General features: G+C 41.5%; 15 protein-coding genes. 6 read left to right on the top strand and 9 right to left on the bottom strand.

Annotated features, from left to right (window positions below; genetic code table 11):
• Positions 1 to 126 precede the first annotated feature (126 nt).
• The 4 genes from QWZ17_RS11020 to QWZ17_RS11005 all read left to right on the top strand — a co-directional run bounded on the left by QWZ17_RS11020 (position 127) and on the right by QWZ17_RS11005 (position 7,208).
• Positions 127 to 3,531 carry a SusC/RagA family TonB-linked outer membrane protein gene (locus QWZ17_RS11020; protein ID WP_290305256.1) on the top strand — a complete coding sequence of 1,135 codons (3,405 nt, stop codon included), beginning with the start codon at positions 127 to 129 and terminating at the stop codon, positions 3,529 to 3,531.
• A gap of 12 nt (positions 3,532 to 3,543) precedes the next feature.
• The gene (locus QWZ17_RS11015) at positions 3,544 to 4,950 is read left to right on the top strand and encodes a RagB/SusD family nutrient uptake outer membrane protein (protein WP_290305255.1); all 1,407 of its coding nucleotides are present in this window, start codon (positions 3,544 to 3,546) and stop codon (positions 4,948 to 4,950) included.
• Positions 4,951 to 5,034: 84 nt separating this feature from the next.
• Positions 5,035 to 6,282, top strand: a complete 1,248-nt coding sequence (locus tag QWZ17_RS11010; RefSeq protein WP_290305254.1) for a ComEC/Rec2 family competence protein — start codon at positions 5,035 to 5,037, stop codon at positions 6,280 to 6,282.
• Between the two features lie 11 nt (positions 6,283 to 6,293).
• Positions 6,294 to 7,208: a glycerophosphodiester phosphodiesterase family protein gene (locus tag QWZ17_RS11005; protein WP_290305253.1), complete on the top strand. Its 915-nt coding sequence runs from the start codon at positions 6,294 to 6,296 to the stop codon at positions 7,206 to 7,208.
• On the opposite strand, the gene QWZ17_RS11000 is transcribed toward QWZ17_RS11005, so the two are convergent.
• Positions 7,144 to 7,644, bottom strand: coding sequence for a hypothetical protein (locus QWZ17_RS11000; RefSeq protein WP_290305252.1), 501 nt, complete (start codon positions 7,642 to 7,644; stop codon positions 7,144 to 7,146). The two genes, QWZ17_RS11005 and QWZ17_RS11000, sit on opposite strands and share 65 nt — an antisense overlap.
• Positions 7,645 to 7,990: 346 nt before the next feature.
• Here QWZ17_RS11000 and QWZ17_RS29645 point away from each other — a divergent pair, with 346 nt between their 5' ends.
• The gene (locus tag QWZ17_RS29645) at positions 7,991 to 8,257 is read left to right on the top strand and encodes a transposase (protein WP_353959484.1); all 267 of its coding nucleotides are present in this window, start codon (positions 7,991 to 7,993) and stop codon (positions 8,255 to 8,257) included.
• Between the two features lie 631 nt (positions 8,258 to 8,888).
• Here the strand turns inward: QWZ17_RS29645 and QWZ17_RS10995 are convergent.
• The 7 genes from QWZ17_RS10995 to QWZ17_RS10965 form a co-directional block, all read right to left on the bottom strand.
• Positions 8,889 to 9,386, bottom strand: coding sequence for a hypothetical protein (locus QWZ17_RS10995; protein ID WP_290305251.1), 498 nt, complete (start codon positions 9,384 to 9,386; stop codon positions 8,889 to 8,891).
• Positions 9,387 to 9,389: 3 nt separating this feature from the next.
• Entirely contained in the window at positions 9,390 to 13,115 is a 3,726-nt protein-coding gene (locus tag QWZ17_RS10990; RefSeq protein WP_290305250.1) for a DUF6443 domain-containing protein, read from the bottom strand.
• 27 nt (positions 13,116 to 13,142) lie between these two features.
• Positions 13,143 to 16,565, bottom strand: a complete 3,423-nt coding sequence (locus tag QWZ17_RS10985; protein WP_290305249.1) for a DUF5977 domain-containing protein — start codon at positions 16,563 to 16,565, stop codon at positions 13,143 to 13,145.
• 80 nt (positions 16,566 to 16,645) lie between these two features.
• On the bottom strand, positions 16,646 to 17,560 hold the full coding sequence (locus QWZ17_RS10980; RefSeq protein WP_290305248.1) for a hypothetical protein: 915 nt from the start codon (positions 17,558 to 17,560) through the stop codon (positions 16,646 to 16,648).
• 42 nt (positions 17,561 to 17,602) lie between these two features.
• Entirely contained in the window at positions 17,603 to 18,520 is a 918-nt protein-coding gene (locus tag QWZ17_RS10975; RefSeq protein WP_290305247.1) for a hypothetical protein, read from the bottom strand.
• Positions 18,521 to 18,524: 4 nt separating this feature from the next.
• A complete protein-coding gene (locus QWZ17_RS10970) occupies positions 18,525 to 19,433 on the bottom strand; it encodes a hypothetical protein (protein ID WP_290305246.1) in 909 nt (302 codons plus the stop codon).
• A 16-nt stretch (positions 19,434 to 19,449) separates the two neighbouring features.
• Positions 19,450 to 20,136, bottom strand: a complete 687-nt coding sequence (locus tag QWZ17_RS10965) for a hypothetical protein (RefSeq protein WP_290305245.1) — start codon at positions 20,134 to 20,136, stop codon at positions 19,450 to 19,452.
• 1,227 nt (positions 20,137 to 21,363) lie between these two features.
• Between QWZ17_RS10965 and QWZ17_RS29640 the strand changes: the two genes are divergently transcribed.
• The gene (locus tag QWZ17_RS29640; RefSeq protein WP_353959483.1) at positions 21,364 to 21,780 is read left to right on the top strand and encodes an RNA polymerase sigma factor; all 417 of its coding nucleotides are present in this window, start codon (positions 21,364 to 21,366) and stop codon (positions 21,778 to 21,780) included.
• On the opposite strand, the gene QWZ17_RS10960 is transcribed toward QWZ17_RS29640, so the two are convergent.
• Positions 21,708 to 22,934: a site-specific integrase gene (locus QWZ17_RS10960; RefSeq protein ID WP_290305244.1), complete on the bottom strand. Its 1,227-nt coding sequence runs from the start codon at positions 22,932 to 22,934 to the stop codon at positions 21,708 to 21,710. The genes QWZ17_RS29640 and QWZ17_RS10960 overlap by 73 nt on opposite strands.
• Positions 22,935 to 23,174 lie beyond the last annotated feature (240 nt).

Below are 23,174 nucleotides of genomic sequence, written 5' to 3'. Positions count from 1 at the left end.
CGGAACAAAAAATCTTGCGACAGAAATTAACACGTTTAACCCTAACAAAACAAAAGTATGAATTTTTATACGCTCCTCCGTCTTTGGCGTATCAATCGAAGACAATTAATTAAAACATTTCTGGTTATGAAGATCACCGTATTTTTAATAGCTATCCTGTGCCTGAATTCGTCGGCAGCTACTTATGCGCAGAATATCACGCTGTCTGAGAAGAATGTTTCTATGGAAAAGGTGATCGGCCAGATCAAAAAGCAAAGCAACTTCTTATTCTGGTACGAAAGCAAATTATTGAAGCAGGCCTCCATAGAAAGTATCAACCTGCAAAACGGTACGATTAAACAAGCGCTTGACTTATTGGTCAAAGATCAGCCGTTCGTTTACAGTATTGTGGATAATACGGTAGTGATCAATGAAAAACAGGCTATCTCAAAGCCAATCCAATTACTGCTCACAATCACGGGTAAGGTGACGGATGATAAAGGAATCCCGCTTCCGGGCGTAAGCGTATTGATCAAAGGAACTCAAAAAGGCACGGTAACAGATAAAAACGGGGCATATAGCTTAGCCGTGGAAAAAGACCAGGTTATTGTGTTTTCCTTTATCGGTTTTAAAAGAAAAGAAATCACTGTCGGTGATCAGCAGGAAATCAGCGTCTCGCTCGAACTTGGTCAATCACAGCTCAATGATGTGGTGGTTATCGGTTATGGCAATCAATCCAGGGAAAAACTAACCAGTGCTATATCTAAAGTAAAGTCGGCTGATCTTAACCGTTACTCGGGCGCAAGTTTTGCACAGCAGATTGCAGGTAAAGCAGCCGGCGTGGTAATTAATGATGCTTCGGCACAACCGGGAACAGATCCCCAGATCGTTATCCGTGGCATAGGGACATTAACGGCGGGGCGCTCACCCCTTGTCGTCGTAGACGGTTTTCCGCTCTCAGAGGGGAGTAGCTTTAACTCCATCAATCCACAGGATATAGAATCCATTGACGTATTGAAGGACGCAGCAGCCGGTGCGATCTACGGATCAAGGGCCGCGAACGGTGTGATCCTGATCACCACGAAGAAAGGCAGTTCAGATAAAGTAAAAGTTTCATTTGATGCCTATACCGGTTTCCAGGAAAGAAACGATAACCTCAAATATGTAGATGCTTACCAGGCTGCCATATATTTTACCGAAGCCAGGGATAACGCATATATCTCCAAAGATCCTGCCAACAGAAGTATTACGGACGACCGCGCGACACGTGTTGCTAAAGGCGCCAGTTTACGTGAATTGCGATTAAATTACTTACAACCTTATCTAAATAACCAACCGGGTCTCACGAATACCAATTGGCTTAACGAGGTTTTCCGCAAAGCACCAATGAGCAGCTATAATTTTTCTGTTTCAGGCGGCTCGGGTAAAACTAATTATTATGTTTCGGCTAACTACTTTAAACAGGACGGTATTGTGATCAATAATGGCCTGGAGCGGTTTAGCGGTACGGTAAAACTGGAATCCAAATTATCCAAAATGTTCACTTATGGCGTTTCTGTTAATCCTTCTTATTCAAAAGATAGGTACTTTAACAACAACAGCAACAATTCTAATGACATTGTAAGCGATATCACGATCAATTACCCCTTCTTTACTACTTACAACGCGGATGGTTCTCCAACAATCAGTCAGCAGATCAAAGCCAATACTCCCGAGGATGGTGCATTGGCTGAAAGCCCGGTTGCATTAGCTAAGCTGATCAAGAATAACCGCAATGATTTCCGCACGTTTGGTAATACCTACCTGACCTTTGAGCCGGTGACAGGACTGAAATTTAAAACCCTGGCAGGAGCAGATGTAAGAACTAACTTTTACGACTATTATAATCCATCAACAGTTGGGGCATATCGCCAAGCGGCACCCAAACCGGCTGTGGCCGTTGAGAACGACGGTAATATTTACAATTATATCAGCGAGAACACCGTCAATTACAACAAGAGTATTGGCAACCATACTTTAGATGTCCTTGCAGGTTATACCTTCCAATCTGAAACCGGTTCAGCTACATCGATTACAGGTTCCGGCATACCTGACGATAATATCGCCAATATCGGAGGTGCCAGTGCTTTTGCCGTCACAGCAGACCGATATAAATGGACGCAGATTTCTTATCTCGCACGTATACAGTATAGCTATCTCGATAAATATTTATTGTCCGGTACTTTACGCCGGGACGGCTCATCGCGTTTTGGAGATAACAACAAGTGGGGCAATTTCCCTTCGGTTACTGCCGGTTACGTGCTCAGTAAGGAATCCTTTTTTCCGGAGAATAATGTGGTAACCTTTGCCAAATTAAGGGCAAGCTGGGGTTCAGCCGGTAACAACCAGATCGGTTCGTACAGTTCCAAAGCACTGGTCGGTTCTACTTCTTCAAATGGTGGTGTCAATGAATACAATTACAATTATGTCTTTGGCAGCACGCTTTCACCAGGCTTCGCCGCAACAACAACTGCTAATAATAATCTCACCTGGGAAACTAAGACGTCTACAGACCTCGGTGTTGATTTAGGCTTATTCCAGAACATTAGCCTCGCGGTGGATTATTACAACGCAACGACCAAAAACCTGCTACTGAATGTACCTATTCCGGAGCAATCGGGATTTGTATCGGCTATCCAAAATATTGGAAAGGTAAACAACAAAGGCTTTGAACTGGAACTAACCGGGAACAATTTTACAGCAGGTGCAGTTAAACTGGGCTTTAACGCCAATATAGCCACCAACGTCAACAAGGTTCTGGCACTTGCGCCGGGGCAAACACAAATTATCCAGGGTGCGGAAAGCAATTTTGTAACTAAGGTAGGTGGCCCCGTAGCGGAAATGTATGGCTACAATATTACCGGTGTTTATAAAAACCAGGCAGCCATCAATAACACCCCGCATCTGGCCGGCACGCTTGTCGGTGATTATATCGTCGAGGATGTCAATCATGATGGGATCATCGACAGCCGCGATCAAAAAGCGTTCGGTACCTACAATCCTAAATTCAGCTATGGGTTTGGGGGTAATGTAAACTACAAAAGGTTCGAATTAAATTTCTCCTTCAACGGTGTCTACGGGCGCAAAATATTTGACCGGGGACTAGCCACCCTGGATGATTCAGGAGAAGGGTTTGCCATGCCAAGCCAGTATTATTTTGATAACCGTTATGATCCCGTTGCAAACCCTAACGGTTTTTACGCCGCGCCAAACCTGGGCAACTTATCCTCAGCACGCCGTTTAACCAGGGCTTCCAGTATCTTTTATTATGACGGCAGTTATTTAAGGTTACGCAATCTCCAGATAGCCTATAATCTGCCCGATGCCTGGACGTCGAAAATAAGAATCAGCCATATCCGCTTATACACCACAGCCAACAACCTGTTTACCTGGACGAAATACAGGGGTTATAACCCGGATGCCACCAGCAGCAGTGTGTTGACCGACGGTCTTGCCAATACCAACTATCCCGTAGCGCGCTCATTTATATTTGGCGCAAATGTTACATTTTAAGCGATTATAAACATGAAAAACAAACTCATTATTATCATAGCCTTTTTTTGTTTTACTACGATGTCCTGCAAAAAGGAGCTTTATCAAAGTCCGTCTACGGCAAAGGATATCGGTAAATTCCTGACCAATCAAACCGAGACCGAAGAATATATCAATGCCGTTTACGGCAACTTGCAATCAACAGGCCTCTATGGTTTATACCTTCCGGCATTTGCCGAAATACCATCAGATAATACGTTCGATCAGGTACCCTCTAATGATAACGGAAATTTTGGTCAGTTGGACCAGTTTACAACCATACCATCTAACGACATCATTGAAACGACCTGGCGTGATTCGTACCAGGCTATACAAAAAGCTAATGTGGTGTTAAATCGTATAGATGGCATTACCTATACCAATGCCACGCTCAAACAGGCCAGAAAAGGGGAAATGTTATTTATAAGGGCCCTAATGTATTTTAACCTGGTCAGGCTTTATGGTGATGTGCCATTAGTTACTACCGAAACAACCGACCCGAATCAGGCATTTGGTCAGGGCCGTCAGTCAGCCACCCAGGTTTATGCCCAGATCAAAACCGATTTAACAGCGGCTGTTGGCTTTTTGCCCGATGTGCCATCACAACCCGGACGGGTGATGAAAACGGCAGCCGAGACATTGTTAGGAAAGGTTTACCTGACACTAAAAGATTATGCCGGTGCCGAGACGCAATTATTGACTGTAGTAAATTCAGGGAAACATGCATTACTACCGCGGGTACAGGATGTTTTCGCTGTAAGCAATGAGAACAATAAAGAAATCATCTTTAGTGTGCAGTTTACATCCGGCATCAATGGTAATTCAGAAGGCAGCCCAATGTATCAGCAGTTTAGTCCATCAGCTACGATAAGTGGAGCCAAAGGCCATAACCTGCCCACCTTAAGTTTGTATAACCTTTATGCTGCTAACGATTTGCGTAAAGGTGTTTATGTAAGTTTGGCAGCTACAGGTGCTCCATTTGATAATAAACTCAGCCCGCCGCCAAGTACCGTACTGGCAGACGGGCCAAGTGATTTTGTGGTCTTGCGTTATGCAGATGTGATTTTAATGCTGGCTGAAATTGAAAATGAGCTGGGTAACGTAAGCCAGTCAGTTACTTATTTAAATGCGATCAGGACACGGGCCGGTTTGGCAGGTACCGCTGCTGCAAACCAGGCCACCCTGCGCGATGCCATTGCGCTGGAGCGAAGGCTGGAATTAATTGGCGAAGGCCATCGCTGGTTCGACTTGTTACGCACAGGAACGGCAGTTACCGTAATGAACCAATGGTTTAAAGACAACAATATCCTGATCACTATCGACCAGCATAATTTACTGATGCCGGTTCCACAATCTCAGGTGAATACCGACCCTGCCATCAAGCAAAATCCGGGTTATTAATTTTTGAGCGGGGGCTTCTTTTCAGAAGATCCCCGCTTTTTACTTCAAATGATGATGAAATTACTATTTGTTTTTCTTTTAGTCTTGAGTCTCCATCCGGTGTTTGGGCAAAACAAAACCCATCAACAAGCGCTCCCCCCATGGGAAGAAGGTATGCTGGACATCCATTTTATAAATACAGGGCGAGGCAATGCCAGCTTCATGGTCTTTCCGGATGGCACGACGCTGTTATTGGATGCGGGCGATATGAATGCTGCCGAATTCGAAAAAATGAATTACCCGCTGAAGGTTTCACCGGCATTTCCGAATGGTTCTTTAAGACCAGGGGAATGGATCGCTGCCTACATTAAGCAAACCATGCCTGCAAGCCGGAAACCGGCCATTGATTATGCCTTAATCACACATTTTCACGGCGATCATTATGGGAACATTGAAGTAGGAAGTCCGGTAGCAAATAACGGTGCCTATCGCTTGTCCGGCTTAACAGATGTAGGCGATCAGATCCCGATAACCAACATGCTGGACAGGGGTTACCCAAACTACAGTTATCCCCTCGATCTGAAAAAGTATTACAAAAACAACTTAACTTTCGCCAATTACCTGGCTTTTTTAAATTATCAGCAAAGCCATAGTGGGTTAAAAGCGGCCGCCTTAATTGCAGGGAGTGACCAGCAGATCAAGTTACTGTTTAACCGCAACCGGTACCCTGATTTTTCCGTTCGCAATATTAAATCCAATGGTACCATCTGGTCAGGCCAGGGCGATCAAACGGTGAATTGTTTCACAGAAAGCCAGGTATTGGAAAAAGGCAAGTTCAATGAAAACCCTTTAAGCAATGCTATTAAAATAACTTATGGACCTTTCACCTATTATGCAGGCGGCGATAACACAGGTTATGAAGGCGATTTTTACCCGGGTAGAAAAGATGTGGAAACGCCTATGTCCAAAATAATCGGCAAAGTAGAAGCAATGACCCTCAACCATCATGGTAACAGGGATGCCAATAACAATACTTTCCTTAAAGCCTTATCCCCTAAAATAATAGTAGTGCAAAGCTGGTGCTCCGACCAGCCGGGGCAGGAACTCGCTTTTCGCCTCACACAAAGAAATACTTCAGGCGACAGCATCCTGGTATTTGATACTTATATGCAACCGGAAACCAATACCTATCTTGGTTTTTGGATCGCCAAAGCGTTTAAAAGTTTTGACGGCAACGTTTTAATCCGAGTAATGCCAGGCGGTGAAAAGTATTTTGTTTACCTGCTGGATGATCGCAGCACGTCCTTAAAAGTGATCAATATATTTGGCCCCTATACCGTACATGAAAATTAATAAATCAAAAAATGAAGAATCATCAAAATATCGTTTTCGCCATCCTTTCTATGCTATGCAGTCAGGTGGCAATGGCGCAAAACCTGACACGGGCGGACAGTCTGATCAAACAGCTGCATAATTCCTTAGACAAGCACATCATGGTAACTGCTCACCGGGGCGACTGGCGCAATGCGCCTGAAAACTCCTTACAGGCTTTTAAAAATGCGATCCGAATGGGCGTGGATATTGTTGAACTTGATTTAGCTAAAACTAAAGATGGTGTCATTGTGATCATACATGATCCGACCATCGACCGTACGACCAATGGTAAAGGTAACCCAGGTGATTATACCTTAAACGAGCTCAAGCAATTTCACCTGAAGGACGGTATCGGACGCGTGGGTAACCACACCATACCCACGCTCGAGGAGGTGATGCTGCTGGTTAAAGGCAAAGTGCTCATCAACCTGGATAAAAGTTATCCTTACTACAATGAAGCTTATGCCATATTGGAAAAAACGGGTACACTTAAACAGGCGATCTTCAAAACGGATCAACTTTTTCAAGAAGTGAAGAAACGTTACCCGTCTATCTTAGATAACATCACTTTCATGGCTGTGGTAGATCTAGATAAACCCGGGGCCATGCAAATAATCACAGATTACCAGCAACATATAAAACCCATAGCCTTTGAGCTTAATTTCCATACGGATACTTCCGCTGTTTTAGCAAATCATGCTTTCATTAACCGTAACGGATCAAGAATATGGATTAATTCACTGTGGGCAAGTTTGAATGCCGGTCATGATGATGATGCCGCTGTTGAGAAAGAAAACACGAAGGATAGCTGGGATTGGCTGATTAATCATGGCGCGACGATCATTCAGACAGACAGGCCTGAAAAGTTATTACTTTATCTAAAGCACAGGGGCCTACATCAATAGCTTTTTCATTAAAGGTATAAGCTTTTAAAGTTACTATATTGAGAAACACAACAATACATTGATATTCATCGCTCCCCATATATAGTGACAGGATTTGATCAGAGCAAGTGGTGTAATTGCTCACCGGCTTGAGGCAATCACTAATAGTGACGGGGAATTTACATTCCCTGACATGCTTCCTGGGAAGTATTTCCTGCAGGGATTGCTGGACTATACTTATAAGGGAACCTACAATGCCTATACGGGTACCGGCTACAACAGCTAAGGCGGACAGACGGATTATTATCAGCAAAAACAATACTCCAACGATATGCAGGATCAAATTGAAGAATTCATGGAGGTAAAGGAGAACGGTAAAATCGTAAAGGTAAAGCTGCATTAAGTTACCCGCTTTTTGTGTTTTTAAAAACTGACTACCCCTATTACTGCGTTTCATTAGCGCTTAAATCACTTATAAATTATTAAAATTTACGTCATGAAACGGCAATTGTTACTGTAGTATTTAACCAGTTGCAGTTTAGCAAAAGCACAAAAAGTTTTTCAGCCTGATTTGAAATATGAAAAGCCTTAAAGACCGGCCATTCTTGTCGCTATTCCAGCGCTTGTAATCCGGAATAAACTTATAGCCATACACTGGAATGAATGTGACCAATTTATGAAAAAAGTCACGATACAATTTTGCTTTATTCTTTTTCTGTACATCGTTGTTGGATGTACGGACAGAGCAGATTTTACAAAACAGGTCAGGAAATCTGAACTTAAGAATTCCGCTGTTTGACGATATGCACAAACGATTAAACGATGCGTATGGCAAACAAATGATGATCATAAGAAAAAGCACAGTGGAGCCTGTCATTGGAACGTTGATAGAATACCTCGGAATGAGAAAAGTAAATACAATTGGGATAACATTGGCCAATAAATGCATGTTGATGGCAGGAATCGCTTACAATCTTAAAAAGTTAATTAAATATGGAAGGAAGTCGCTTCTGCGCATTATAATAAGCCTGTTGGAACCTTTTAAAGGGCACTTTTTCAACTACGCTTAAATTAAGCTTTTTCTGAAATGTTTAGACAATGAATACTTATTTGTTTATTATAGGTATTCGTTGTGCAACGGCCACGTAACGGGTGCGCCAGCTGAGGAATATTCAGTCAAATAACTAACCTGTTGTTTTTTGCCTTTTGATTTTTTTACACAATAATTAATCTTTAGGGTGTTCAAGATAGCTACGCAGTTTTGACTTTTGAATTAATCATGGCGTACACCGCTGGTATAAGCGGTGCCAGGCTATCCACTCCTACTACACAAGGCCTTATTCACAGGCCGGTACCGGTTTCTGTCCTTTACGCGAAGCGGCCGCTTAACAAAAATAACCGAATGTTTTGAGACATCCGGGTATTCAAGTCACAAGTCTGCCATCGCTCTTACCTTCAACACATGACTTGCGCTAAAGAGGGGTAATTATTCTTTAAAACCTATGACGGGCACATAATAACAAAGCCCGGCACTCTTTGGCCAGGCTTCGTCTATTTTGCAACTTTACGTTCATCTAAAAGCACTTACTTTGCACGCGGGATACCTAACGCGGGCCACAAGGCACAGCCTTGCGGCAGCGAAACACGCTTGCGGTAGCTGGACGAAACTAAACAACCTGTGCTTTATCCCTCCCATTTCTGTCAACTAATTTCATATATCCCACCGCCGCCCGAGGATGTACACGATCCTGAAATTGTTGGAATTATCAATGCAAAATCAGTAATATTAAACCCCTTAATCAGCGATTGCCAAAAAGATTCATTTATCAAGCTTTCATCCGAATCAACTAAAGTATCGTAATCAAAACTTTCTATAAAATCCCAAAACACGGGCTTGTTTACAAATAACAACAGTCCTGTGTCTGTACTCACCACGTTCTTTTTAGCCCTAAGAGACTTATCATATGTTATCTTTTTTATTCTACTTACATCGAAAAGTTCTACATCGGCAACAAACTCGCCTAAAGCCAGTTCATTATAGGGAAATACGATTGGTTGAATTTCTTCAATTGAAACGTCCCTTTCAAAAGCCTTAACAGATTTTTTTATATCGCTTATATAAAGGCCGTCAATAATAATGTAAGTTGAGCCAGCAGTCACTCTTACTGATTCTTGATTTACCGAAATGTTATTCATCATTTATTAATATTTAACATAAGGTAAGTGTTCTAATCCGTATTCCTTTAATAAACTTTCTGCATGATAGAAAACTTCAGAAGGATTGGCGCTGGGATTTACTTTGATAAATTCCGCCCATCTTTGATTCCATTTTCCAGGTAAATTGCCTAGACCTTTTCCATGCACTCCTTTCAAGTGAGTATCTCTACTAATTTCAACTGTATAATCATCAATATTGTTTATTCCCTGTTTTTCGAACCATGTTCTGAAATTTTGAGGTAATACATGGTGCTTATGAATATTTTCCGCACCATTTAAGAGAAGCTGTTCACTTTCTTTAGCACTAGTTTCCGTCAGCTCCTTAACACCTTGTTCTGCTAACTCTTTAGTCCCAACCTCAGCGAGTTCTTTAATGCCCGTTTTTATTCCTCCCTCGATCAAGGAAGAACTTCCGAGTGTAGCCACATCCAGCACTAAGCCTCCTACTCCCAAGCCTGCCTGCAGCCAGTTACCATCGCGAATACCCTGATAAATATCTTTAGATGAGCCTACAACAGGTATAAAATTAGTCCCGATATCTAAAGCTTGCTCTGCAAGCGAGGGGCCTGGTTTGGCATCAACTACCTTTACTTCTGCCAGGTTGTAACGCGACAATGATATTGTGCCATCGGGATTAAACCACTCCACTTGCCCGGTTGCCTCTTGTATTCCCCAACCCGATGGCCCGATATTAGTATAGCCTGCATGAGCCCCACTTCCCGGAAACCAAACCGCCTTGGTTTTGTCTGTTTCGCCGTCAGGTAAGTACCAGTCGAACCAGAGCCCATCCGGATCTATCCGATTAACCGGGTTATTATTCACATAGTTGTAAGGAGAAAGTGCAGCATCATTTTCTGCTAACGGGTCGGTAGTATTCCACCTCCCAATTACCGGATCATAAAAACGCCAGCCGAAATCATCCTGGTTTGTTAAATCATATTGTATTTCTTTACCGTTATAAAGGTTCCGGTTACCGTTAGAGAGGTCATATACCCCGGGAAGTTTCCTTAAGCCAAAAGTATAGTAATCATCTTCTTGTATTTGCCTTACTTGCTGAGTGGACGGATCTTTATCAAAACTGCTGCGTACATTGCCTAAATGATCTGTTAAATTATACTGATAGTTATAAGTTCCGCCGTTGGGCACTGCGCGGCCTTCACTTGTTTCAACAAAAGCAATATTATTATTATAATAAACGATGCCATCAACATAATCCCATGTATTTCCATCGCTACCTGTATTACGCAATTTAACCCCGGTTGCATCATAGGTGTATGTTGCAAGGGGAACGCTACCCTGATCAACTTCTTTGGGAAGGTTTAATAAATTATATCCTATTTGTTTACTGCCGCCATCTGACGTTGCATTACCATTGGCATCGTAACTATAACTTCGGTAAGCGGTATTGTTATTTTTTACCGATGCCAGCTGATTGCTCAAGCCACTATTTTGATAGGCATAAGTTAACTGGGCTGCACTTCCACCTCCACGTGTTAAACTGCTGATATTACCGTTAACGTCATAACTAATCGTTTCATTAAGCAATCCACCTGTAGATGCAGCACCAAGCACTCTGTTTAACTGGTCATAACTATAACTGAAAGCTTTACTACCGCCATTTGGTGCTTTATACAACATCTGAGCAATAGATCCATTATATTGTTTTGTTATACCTGCATCAGGAGCGTTGTATCTTAAATCGATATTCAACAGGTTGCTGCTACTGATTAAAGTTCGCAACCAGCCACGCTCATTATATGTGTAGTTAACATCCTGCAAAAACGGGGCGCCTCCTGTTTCGCTGTGTAAATGTTTGGTTATTAACTGGCCTGCTTCATTATAATCGCCTTGGGCAAGTAGTACATTTTTCCCTCCGTTTATCTGTTCATAAACCTGTTTTAAATTTCCTGTATGATCATATGCAAAGTTATTGGCAACAGTAACAACAGGTACTGTACTTGTGGTATTATAATGGCTGCGTGTGACATCCGTTGCCTGTCCGGTGAAATCATAATTGATAGCATAACTATCGTAGTTGGCATAATTTGTTGCGCCGGCACCCAGGTAATGTTGCTGATAAGCTTTGCTTAATTGCCCCTTATCATCGTAATAATTAACAGCGAGCAAAAGTTTTGTTGGATTGCCATTGTTATCCAGGATTGCAGTTTTTGTAGCGGTAAGTAAACCGGATGTCATTTTACTGGCGGCTGCAACATTATTATAAGCAGCCGGAAGATTAGGTATGCTGTAGTTATCAAAATAACTAATACCTAAAGTGTAGGTTAATGCCGGATAACTACTGACAACGTACCCTGTAGGAAATTGGGATACATTATTGGTGTTGTCTTTGGCATCCCACTGCGGGGCAGCATATATACTTGCTTGCAAAGTATTTAATGCGATAGCCGAACCTGCATTCCAAATTCCAGACATAATCTGGCGGCCTAATGCATCATATTTGAAAACGAACCACTGATTGCCAGACCTTTGGCTACCATCCTGGCTCAATACCAATTGGTTTAGTTTATTATAAACAAAGTATTCCCAGTCTTTCCCCGGAATTTTCTTCCTTACCAAACGATGCCATTCATCATATTGATACTGATAGCATAAGTTATCAAGTATATTTTGCGAAGGCAGGCCGGTATCGGGACTGGCGGCCGGAGGGAGTACAAATGCAAGGTTTCCGAAATCGTCATAAACATAATAAGTTGACAATATTTTTAACCCTCCGTTGTAAATGTACTTTCGCGTTAGCACCACTCTACCTATTTTATCGGTGTAGGTTTCAACACTCCCCCCCCTGCCGCTCTTCCAATTTTCGTCAGTTTGAACTGTTACGGTTAATGTGCTTGAGGCGTACGTTGCGGTGTTGTTTTGTCTGCCAATTGTGCTGCTTTGGTCGGCATTGGTAGTAGCTGTAAATAATGCTGCCTGGTAGCTGTGCGCGGTATCTGTTGCCCAGCTGGTATTGTTATTAGTGCCATAAGTTATCCTGGTGGTATGGCCCGGGCTGCTGGCACCTATTGTATTAGTTAGCTGCCAGGCATCGCCAGTAGCACCCTGTTCTGCTATACGGCTTAATGGCGACGGCTCGAAACCCGACCGGGAGAACGGAAACAAAGTGGTTGCAATATTAGGAGCACCCGGCGATGACGGGTTGTAAAAACTTGCTTGCTCGGTAAGTGCCGAAGAATGATAACTCCCGCCATTTACCGTGCTGCCATAGGCCAGAAAATTAATGGAATCCCGGCCAAACTGATCGTAAAGGATTGGTTGTACAATATCTTTATCCGATACCGAACTTTGTATTCCCACATATTGTAAAGCCCTGCCGAGCCCGTCGGAATATTGTATTACCTGCTTTACTTCGCAGGTATTGCGGTTTACCAGCTGCGATACATCTGTGATGCCCCCTACCCGGGGAATTGAAACCAATATATAATTGAGGCCATTAGTTTGACTTGATACTATGGGCACGCAATCCGGGGCTGTAATATACGCGTGAAAGCTTTGACCGGCCACTGGGGCCGACGAAAAGCCATCCAACAATGTGATACTGTTGTTATTGTAATACTCGCCGGTAGTACCGGTGCTGCTTAATGAGCTCACATAAGTTTGTGCCTGTATACTGTAGCCAGCAAATAACAAACAGATGCAAATCAACAGCTGGGTTAAAGCTTTGCTTGCAGGGATAGGTTTAGTGATCATTATGTTAATAATAACTGGTTGATAGTTTTAATGAGTTAATCTGCATCCGCCAATATTGTTTGCATTGGCCTGTCCCTCGGCAATAAGTTCATTATATGCCTGTTGATCTGCATCAGCCTGCGAGATAATAGAAGTGTATTTATTTGCCGGGATGGTATAAGTTACAACCATGGGATTGGGCGTGGCATCGGTTCCGCAATTATTCTTCGAATACCCTCCGGATACAGCCTGGCTATAATACGTTATGGTACCAACAGCGCCGGGCTGTTGTACAACGTAGTTATACTTTAAATTCTTTACAATATTTCCGTACTGATCTTTGGTATTCTTCAATTGCGAAAGCTGATCATACTCAAAATATGTAGCTTCATTTTTAATATCCGTTGATCCCGTTAAACCGTTTAAAGCTGTATATGTATTGGTTGACATTTGCGCATCAACAGGATAAAATCGCACATCATCTATTTGTCCGCCGGCAATATTTATGGTGTAACTATTACCGATAACCGGTACCGTACTACTTTGAAGGGTCCATGTACTTCCTGTTTTAAGCCAATAGCTTAGCGTATAATTACCATTATCAAGGCCGGTGAGATTCCTGGAATAACTGCCGCTAAAACTAACGCTACCCGTTTTAGCCGATGTACTTGTATTGCCGGCTCCCTCCTCAAAGCCTTCATAAAATACATCATTATCGGCCGCATTGAAAGCTTTTGCTACCGCATACAGTTTGTTATATCCAAATATCGTGGATTGTTTAGGTCCCGATTTAGCATTTGAGCAAAGCAAATTACCATACTGATCATAATTAAAATATTGAATAGCCGGAGTGAATGTGATGCCGTTATTTTCGTAACCCGTCTCGGGCAAAGTGAGCGCTTGGCTATTAATTATCCAGTTTTTATACCCCACCCGGCTACCTTTTAACACCTTATTATTGGTCTTGATTATTTGATCGAGCAGAATTCCGTATTTACCATCCGCATATAGTTTATTAACTGCATCTGTTTCTGACTGCTTTGCATACGTTATCAAATCTTTATTCAATACATATTTATAATCAATAGTATTAGTACTATTGTCGCTGTTTTGAATGGTTACATTTGTTAATAGCGATGGATAGGGAGAATTATACGTATATGATTTTACGGTAGATACAGGCAAAGCATTGCCGGTAATAAAATCCTCTTCGATAGTTTGGCTTAACAATAATTGCTTTGCTATGTAATAGTAGTTGCCGATATTATAAAATTCGGTATTTACGCTTTGGTATTGCCCCGTTCCAGAGATATTGACCTTTCCGATAGCCACCCGAACACCTTTAACACTATCCATAACCGAATTAAAAACATATTTATTGGTCACTCTTTTAAGTAAATTATTGTTAGCATCATACACCAGTGACTGCTTAATACGACCGCGTGCAAACGCATAAGATGTTGCCGGGGTATATGGACTCATGTTGGGACTGATTCGTTCCAGGGTTTTAAACGAGCCATCTACTTTTAATTGATTGGTATAATCAGGATAATCTTCTCTATCTGTAAAAAAGTTCACTGTTTTTCCTTCATTACTGTTGTTAACAGTAACCTGACTGTACCCAATAACACTTCCATCAATATCAAACATATTGTTAAAAGAAGTGGAATTTATTACAATGAAAGGTGAATAAAATTGCGTAGTTGTTGTATGGCTTTTAAACAGATCTATTACGGCCACAACAATCGCTGCATATATAGAATTGTTGACATTTACAGGTGGGGCACCACTGCCAGAGCCGCTGTAAATTGGTATGCTGGGATTGAAAGTGCTGTATTGCGGAAGAAACTGACTTTGTGTATGTTCTATATATCTGACATATATTGGTGCCGCGTTTATAAGCTTCCCGGTTGAATGGCCCAGATCATCATTATAATTATAACTTGTAATAACAGGTATTGTGTTCGGGTCTCCCGCTGATTTAATTCTTGCTATCCTGAGGCCGCCGGCATAACTATTATATGAAATAGCCTGGTTGTAATAGGTATTTGCCTCAAACACAAATTCTTTGTATCCGCCGGTTGGCAAATATATCTTTTTTAACACATTGGCCGTCATCATTACAGGAGAGGGTTCACGGTCCATATTTGCCTGTAATTCGGGAATCAGGTTTTCGTTATCACTATTGGATCCGGTATTGTTATAATAACCCCAATGATCGAATTTATTTGAAGCACGCGGGGGCAAATTAATATCCTGTACGTATTCGAAGCTAAACAACGGCAATGTTACAACGGGCGCTAAGCCAGAAGTAACTGTTACATTATTTAACTTGAGCCTGTAATTATCGGCCGTCATACCCCTTACGGTTACATCATTGGGATCGTTGTAAAATGAATAAAAATAATCATGCAGAAGCGAGAACGATTTGATCACTTCACCTTTATAATCTTTAACATCTATTTTACTCAGTATTTTTCCATTTGCAAGGTCTTTTCTTGCTTGAGTATCGTACGTAAAATATGCACTTTGATTTGATGTAGCGATTGAACTAAGGTATTTAGGACTTTGAATAAGTTCTTCAATATTGCTATCCCATTCGGATTTATCTGTGATCGAAAAATCGATTGACGAGCTCGGTGGCGACAACGGAATTCCCAAAAAGTTGATGCCTTTATCGTACGTGGATGTTATTTTATCCCTAAATTTTTCCGTTTTGCGATAATTGGTTGTTTTGATGGGATCACCGGCAACATAACTGAAAGTAATAGTTTCTGTATTGTTTGAGGTTGTTATTTTATTTAGAAACCAGGTAGAGGCGTAGTTTTGTACCAGATTTGAAGTTTCACCATAAAGTGTTAACTGCGTGTTTTCGATGCTGGAGGCATCTGAGCCGAGGTAAAAAAAATTACCACCCATATCTTCAAACACCCAACCGCTTAGCCCTAATTCCTGCTTAAAAGGCGTATTTAAAATACGAATGCTCTTATCTGTGAGCATAACAGGTACACCATCTTTGTTAAATACAAATTTCCCAAACCTGCCATTAAGATTATAATAAAACAAATCAGGCTCGGCATCTAAGGTGGCGCTAAGGATACCGCCCATTGTAGAAACATCCAGCGGTTGTGTTACTTTAAGCCCCATCGAACTACCAAAATATCCGTTTGTGCCTTCATCCGGCAATCCTCTCATATATCTCGATACCATGCAATTGGTCGATATCGTCCATCCCAGGCCTATCGGGCTCGACATGTCTTGTACCTTATTGCCCGATCCGTTGTAAAGCAAGGCGATAGGAATATTATACCCCCTGGCAGCAAGTGTATGTAGATCGGCGCTAATACTAGGCACACCAGTATACATATTGACAGTTGTATTAGCATATTTTGCTGTTGCAGAAACATTGGGCGATGCAGGTGCAGTCGAACTATGATCATCAAATTGGCAATATCCGTTTTGCCAGATCATCAAACAACATATAATTAGGGCCGTCTTTATTAGGGCCGTCTTTACAAAACAGGCATAAATTCTTTTTTGCATCGCTATGATTATTTATTAAGATTGGTTGTTTTTTGTTTTTCCAAATTATCAAGACGGTCTTTGAACGCCGTCAGTTGTACCTCCTGTGATCGATTAAGTTCTTTTTCTGTTGTCAGTTCCTTATCTTTTTCAATCAGATACAAAGTCAACTCCTCCACTTTTTTCATCAGCAGTTTATTCATCTCGCCCAGATTAACGCCGTTCTTGGCAACTTCAGCTGCAGACGGTACTTCGGGAAGGTGATGGTTTTGATCGATGTAAGTTTTTATGTCGGCAAGTAATGGCAATTCATAGCCTTTATCAAAAACAAAATCAGCCCAGCTGGTTTCTACCCTGATCTCCTTTGCCCTAATCTTCCCATTGACTGATAAGCGATATGCCGGATCGGGTGATAGGGTATTTAATCCGATATTACCGTTGAGGTCGGTGATCAGCACGGGGGTAACCGTTATCGTAGAAGTGATGTCTGTACCGGTTGGCGCGGCTGTCTGTGTAGTTATACTCACCTGTTGGGCTGTGGTTGCATAGCCGAACAAATAAGCTTTCACTGCAAATGCCAGATAGTCGGACGCGCTATTGACCGCAAGATAAAAGCTGGTTGTCGATCCGTTTTGGTAGATCTTTAGACTACTTGCCGAAAAAGAAGAGCCGCCCTGAGTAACCTGATTGACTGAAAGCCCTCCCCGGTTGGCGATGTAAAATGTCGTTGTTCCCTTATCATTAGCACCCCAACCTCCGCCAATGATATCAACCTGCAACTTTTGGCTGTTGGCGGCATTATCCTGTGGAAATCCCAAGCTTCCTAAAAAAACATAGTTTACTGCAGGGCTAATATTAGGGCCACAGGCGATAACCGTATACTGCGCCTTGCAAAAGGACAATAAGGCCATGTTTAAGAAAATAGTTAAATAAATTTTTTTCATGTTTTAATAGAGTTTTTTTGTTATTAATCCGGGCATCTATGCTCACTTCCGGTTTTTAATAATCCTTTCTAATTTTTCGATGCGGCTCTCTTGTTCCTTGTCTTTTTTATCTTTCTCAATGAGATACAATGTCAGCTCCTCAACCTTCTTCATCAACAGTTTATTCATCTCGCCCAGGTTTAACCCGCTCGTTTCTATCTCCTGCGCCGAAGGGGTTTCCGGCAGATGATGATTTTGGTCGATGTAGGTTTCCACGTCTCTTAATGAAAGTAATTGATAGTCTTTTTGAAACACATAATCTGGCCAGTTGGCAAGCTCAACTTTTACTTGCTTTGACCGGATATTGCCATTTACAGACAATGCTTCGCGCGGCGAAGTGGTACCTATCCCCACATTCCCACTTACATATAATTTATCTGGCGATGACCATGCAGGCGGGTCATATCCTATGCCTACTCCCGTACCGTTTACCTGCAGTACTTTTCCGCTTTCCGTGCTGTTAATATCAATAAACCTAAAACTACTGGCGTAAGCCGGTGTGCCCCAAGTACCCTGGTAAAACATTTTCAGTGCAGTTGGCTGATTGACATCGTATTGGTTAAAAATGTGCAATTTGGCCGTAGGGGCATTTATGCCGATACCTACATTGCCGGCAAAATAACCCTGGCCATCTGCCCGAACACTGAAATTCGTGGTACCATTCGTTACTCCATCGTAATAATAATTTGCTGAACCTAATGGCTGATCAGTCCATGCTCTGAAAATTCCCGCCGACTGGTATGCATAAGTAGATCCAAGCTGGTGACCGACAAAAAATGATTGCCCTATGGAGGTCTGTGCAACGATTTTGGTATTGTTATTCAAGGCATCGTTAGCATCAACCGTAACTGTTTTGGTTTGGGCGTTGGCAAAATGTAAACCGGTTAAGCCGGCCAGCAGTAGCACTAAAACTTTTTTCATATAGCTATTTTACTTTTGTCTTTAAATCTTTTACTTGCTTTTTTAATTCGTTAATCTCCTCTTTCGCTTCTACCATATATAGGGTCATTTCCTCCATTTTTTTAAGCAGTAACCGGTTCATCTCGCCCAGATTAAGGCCGTTTTGGGCAACTTCCTGTTCGGACGGTATTTCGGGCAGGTGATGATTTTGGTCGATATAGGTTTTTATGTCCGTTAAGGCGGGCAATTCATAATCGGGTTTAAACACAAAGTCGGGCCAGTTGGCATAAAGTTTAACGGTCATAGAAGTGGCGATGGCGTTCCCGTTTACAGCAAATTTATAGCCTTTAGTATCGATAGTATTGATGCCAACGTTACCCATGTTAACTACCAATGGATAAAGCCCCCCGGCGTTGGCCGATGTAGGCAATGTGCCGCCCCATTGGGGCGGATAAACACCGGTACCGTTAAAAATGGCGGTAACCAGTGTTCCGCCATTCCTGTTTGATATGTCAAAAACAAGGTAAACTGTCGTATTATCAGCACTAAATACAAAGCGAAAATTTGACATCACTACTGTATTGTTATAGTAGGAATTGCTGAGTACAGACAAAGAGCTATTGTAATCATACTGTGTAGCGTTAGCAAGCAAAACTACGGTCTGTAGCCGGTTCCCCGCTTCGAATGTCAAAGTATAAGTCCCCCGAATTCGTGCGCCGCTTGCGACTACAACAGTGCCGTCAGAAGCCGTCGTGATGGGTTTTGACTCATATGCCGTTACTCCCTTGAGCGCAATGGCCCCATTAACATCCAGCGCAGATGCCGGTGATGTTGTTCCGATACCTACATTGCCACTTGAGGGAAATGTATTTTGGGCGTACGATGAATACCCGGTAAACATTAAAGCTAATGTGATAAGATAGAGATGTTTCATTATTGAAATTTTACGATTATTTTGTTTCAGGCCTTGTTGCTAACTCTTGAAGCTGCGTTTTTAAAAGCGCTATTTCAGCAGAATTTTTTTGACCAGTCGCTTCAAGTGCTTTTTCCTTGTTGTCCTTTTCAATTAAATACAAAGTGAGTTCTTTCACCTTCTTAAGCAATAGCCGGTTCATCTCGCCCAGGTTAAGGCCGTTTTGGGCAACTTCCTGTTCGGACGGAATTTCGGGCAAATGATGATTTTGGTCGATGTAGGTTTTTACGTCCGATAGTGACGGCAATTGGTAGTCATTTTTGAAAACATAGTCTGCCCCGGGATAAAGCTTAACAATTACCGAGTTGGCGATCACACTGCCGTTAACAGCAAATTTGTAGCCCTTGGTATCCGTAGCGCCTATACCAACAAATCCTGTAGCAAACAGGTTGCCTGTTCCATAGTTCTGGTTGTTTGATTGATATCCTACTAATAAACTAGCATTATATATTTTAACAGGCTGAACATTGGTTCCGCAAATATTTAATCCCCAAAGTTCCTGAATTGCAGTTGGATAAGTAGGAGGTCCTCCGGATGTGAAAGTTATTAAGGAATTGGTTGGCCCCAGGGGACCGCTGCCCGAAGTTTGTATAGGCACATTCATCTTAGCCCGGCACAAAATGCCATTTAAAATAACGAAAAATAGAAGTGCTGTTTTTTTCATTTCGATATTTAGATAGGATGGAGTATCTTATTTTGTTTTTAATTATTCGCCTGGCACAGCATAGCGATTGTCAACACATTCATCGAATAGGATAGAAAGTATAATAAAACTATACTGACTGAACGATCTCAGCATACTGCTACAGCACAACATGTTTAATCAAAAGGTGGAACTAATACTTAGGGCAGTTAATTATATGCAGAATAATAAAAGAATATGTACCATCCGCTGTAGCCTAAAAGTAATATAACGCAATCACCCAAATAATGCGATAAGAGTAATACCGGGAAAAAGATTCAGGTGTGTTTTATGAAAAAAACATCTATAAAATGCAATACTATACATACAAGTTTTAGATAAGTGCAATAGGTAATATTATTTAGCTAATATATATAATACATAATAATTAAAGATGCAATACACGAACATATAACATTAAATTAATATTTCATTAATAACAACCATGATCAAATCAATTTAGTCGTTATTATTGACGCTCCCTGGTAAGATTTTATAAATTAATTAATACTATGATTATCACGAATATTTTCAAACCGTCTCTTAAAATTGCTAACGTGAGTTTTTTTAAACATTTTAATTGATTTTTAGTCAGGAAATTCACTTCATTTTTTTTAATACTCCGTTAGGTAAATTCAGTTAATCGTAGTTGATCAAACCGGGCTATATATCACCTCTATAGGACAAAATCGGTGTTTAACGTTTTGTTTTATTTGATGATAAATTCGATATTGACATAATAAGCGTTGACGATAACTGGACTATTTTCAAGGTGACTTATTCAGTGACCTGAATAGATTTATAAAATGTAACGTATTGATTTAAAGGAAATAGATTAATAGATTTTAGTCCTTAGTTCTCTTCCATAAGACAAGACAATAGAAACTGTATCATTCGTAACGCAGTTTTGAAATATAAGTAAAAACCCCTTGAGTAAAGCTTAGAGGCGCATAGTTCTGCCCCCTAACTCTCTGCTAAAAGCATCTAAAAAATGATTTAAGTATATAATTAAACCGGTTACTACGTGAAAACATGGCCAATTCCTGAACGCGTAAATGACCGCTTGCAAGATTTATGATTGTTCACAAACATAGATACCTCACCTACCATAAAGCTAAAATCCTGATTTGTTCGACGACAGCAAGACAAAACAGCAAACCGAATTTACAAAATGAATATATTTTTGTAAATTCGGTTTGCCTTTGAAATATGAAGTCAGGTACAGAGATAAATATCGATTTATTGCTTCGTCAATTAAAACAAGGTAGTGAGCCTGCTTTTAACACGCTTTATTTACAACATAGCAGAATCTTACTGAGTAACATAAGGAACCTGGTAAAAGACAATGAGGTCGCAAAAGAACTGCTTCAGGACCTTTATCTGGAGGTTTGGGAAAACCGAGGGTCAATCGATCCTGAAAAGTCTTTCAAATCCTTTCTTTTTGTCATGGCCCGAAATATGGTTTATGATGACTTCCGCAGGGTTTCATTAGATAAGAGAGCTAAAATCAGCCTGATGAACATTGCTTTACAAAAAGCATACGCCGATTGTAATCATCTGGAAGCCAGCCTTTGTTTAAGCGTATTCATGTCGTCCTTGAGTTTCCGTTCTACCACCCGTGCATAAATTTGTGTAGTGGCAACCTTTGCATGCCCCAGTATTTTACTGACCGTTTCAATCGGCACCCCATTGGACAATGTGACCGTTGTCGCAAAAGTGTGCCTGGCCATATGAAAGGTCAGGTTTTTATGGATACCACAGCAATCGGCTATTTCTTTAAGGTAACTATTGACCTTTTGGTTCGACATCACCGGAAATAAGCTGCCATCATACAAAGCCCTTTCGTTCGTTTTGTATTTGTTAATGATGTCTATTGCTTTCGGCAAGAGCGGGATATTTACCGGCTCCAATGTTTTTTCACGTGCAGTCCTGACCCACAGGTCTCCGTCTTCAGCCATTACCACCTGATTGGGTTTAAGCGACATTAAATCTCCGTAAGCTAGCCCGGTGTAACAACTGAAAATAAAGAGATCTTTAATAAGCGCAAGTCTCGCCAACTCAAAAGTCTTTTTCTCTATTGCGCTTAACTCCGCATCGGTGAGATAATCCCGGGCAACTTTTTTCATCCTGATTCTGAATGTCGCAAAAGGGTCTCCATCCAGCCATTTCATATCCTGGGCGAGATGTACCATCTTTTTCAGCCTTTTGAGATGAACCTTGATTCCATTATCGCTTAAGGGCTTACGATGGTCTTTTGGCCTTAAAACCCGTAGAAAGGCATCAAAGCCCTGGATAAAACCATGATCAATATCCCTGAGCAGGATATCATCTGCACGATAATTGGCTGCAAGATAAAATGATAAGTACCGTTGTGTTACCAGGTAATGCCGCATGGTTGCCGGATTTAAACTTTTCCCTGCTGTCTCGTTATGATAGGCCATCATCCGGTTCATGGTATAGGTTACATCCGCTTCGCCTAAAAACAGGTTTTTGATGATTGCCGGGGTGATCAGTTTACCTTTTAGAAGCAAGTCCTTGTAACAGTTGCCAAGGGATAGCCGCACCTCGTCAAGGTAGGTATTGATTTTACGGGACTCTTCCCGCGTTCCCTTTGCAGCCCCCTTGCCAAAATCCCATATAGCCATGCTGATTTGTTGTTTAAGCGCAACGAATGCCTTTTCCTTGTTGACGGTAATTGCGGCATAAAGCGGCGCTTTTCCATCTTTAGCCTTGTCGGATTTAATCGTGAAATAAACCCTGAACGTTTGTGAAGTTTTCATGCTGAATAAAAATTAAGTTTAAATGCTTCATTTACTCTGGGGCAGTATTAAATCATGGGTTCGAATGCAGGAGGATCATTCCCCTGGTAAAATGATTAATTAACTAATTATCAATTAATTAAAATGCATTTGAAATACCAAAATTAAAAACTAACCAGAGGTGTTCAGTAATGTGTTCAGAAATCCGGGTTTAGAAAGGGTTGTTGAGGGGATAATTAATGTAAAAACCCTCCAAATAAG

It is taken from the genome of Mucilaginibacter flavus (genome assembly GCF_030409315.1).
GTDB classification, from domain to species: domain Bacteria; phylum Bacteroidota; class Bacteroidia; order Sphingobacteriales; family Sphingobacteriaceae; genus Mucilaginibacter; species Mucilaginibacter flavus.
This window is presented reverse-complemented; position numbering and strand designations above follow the sequence as displayed.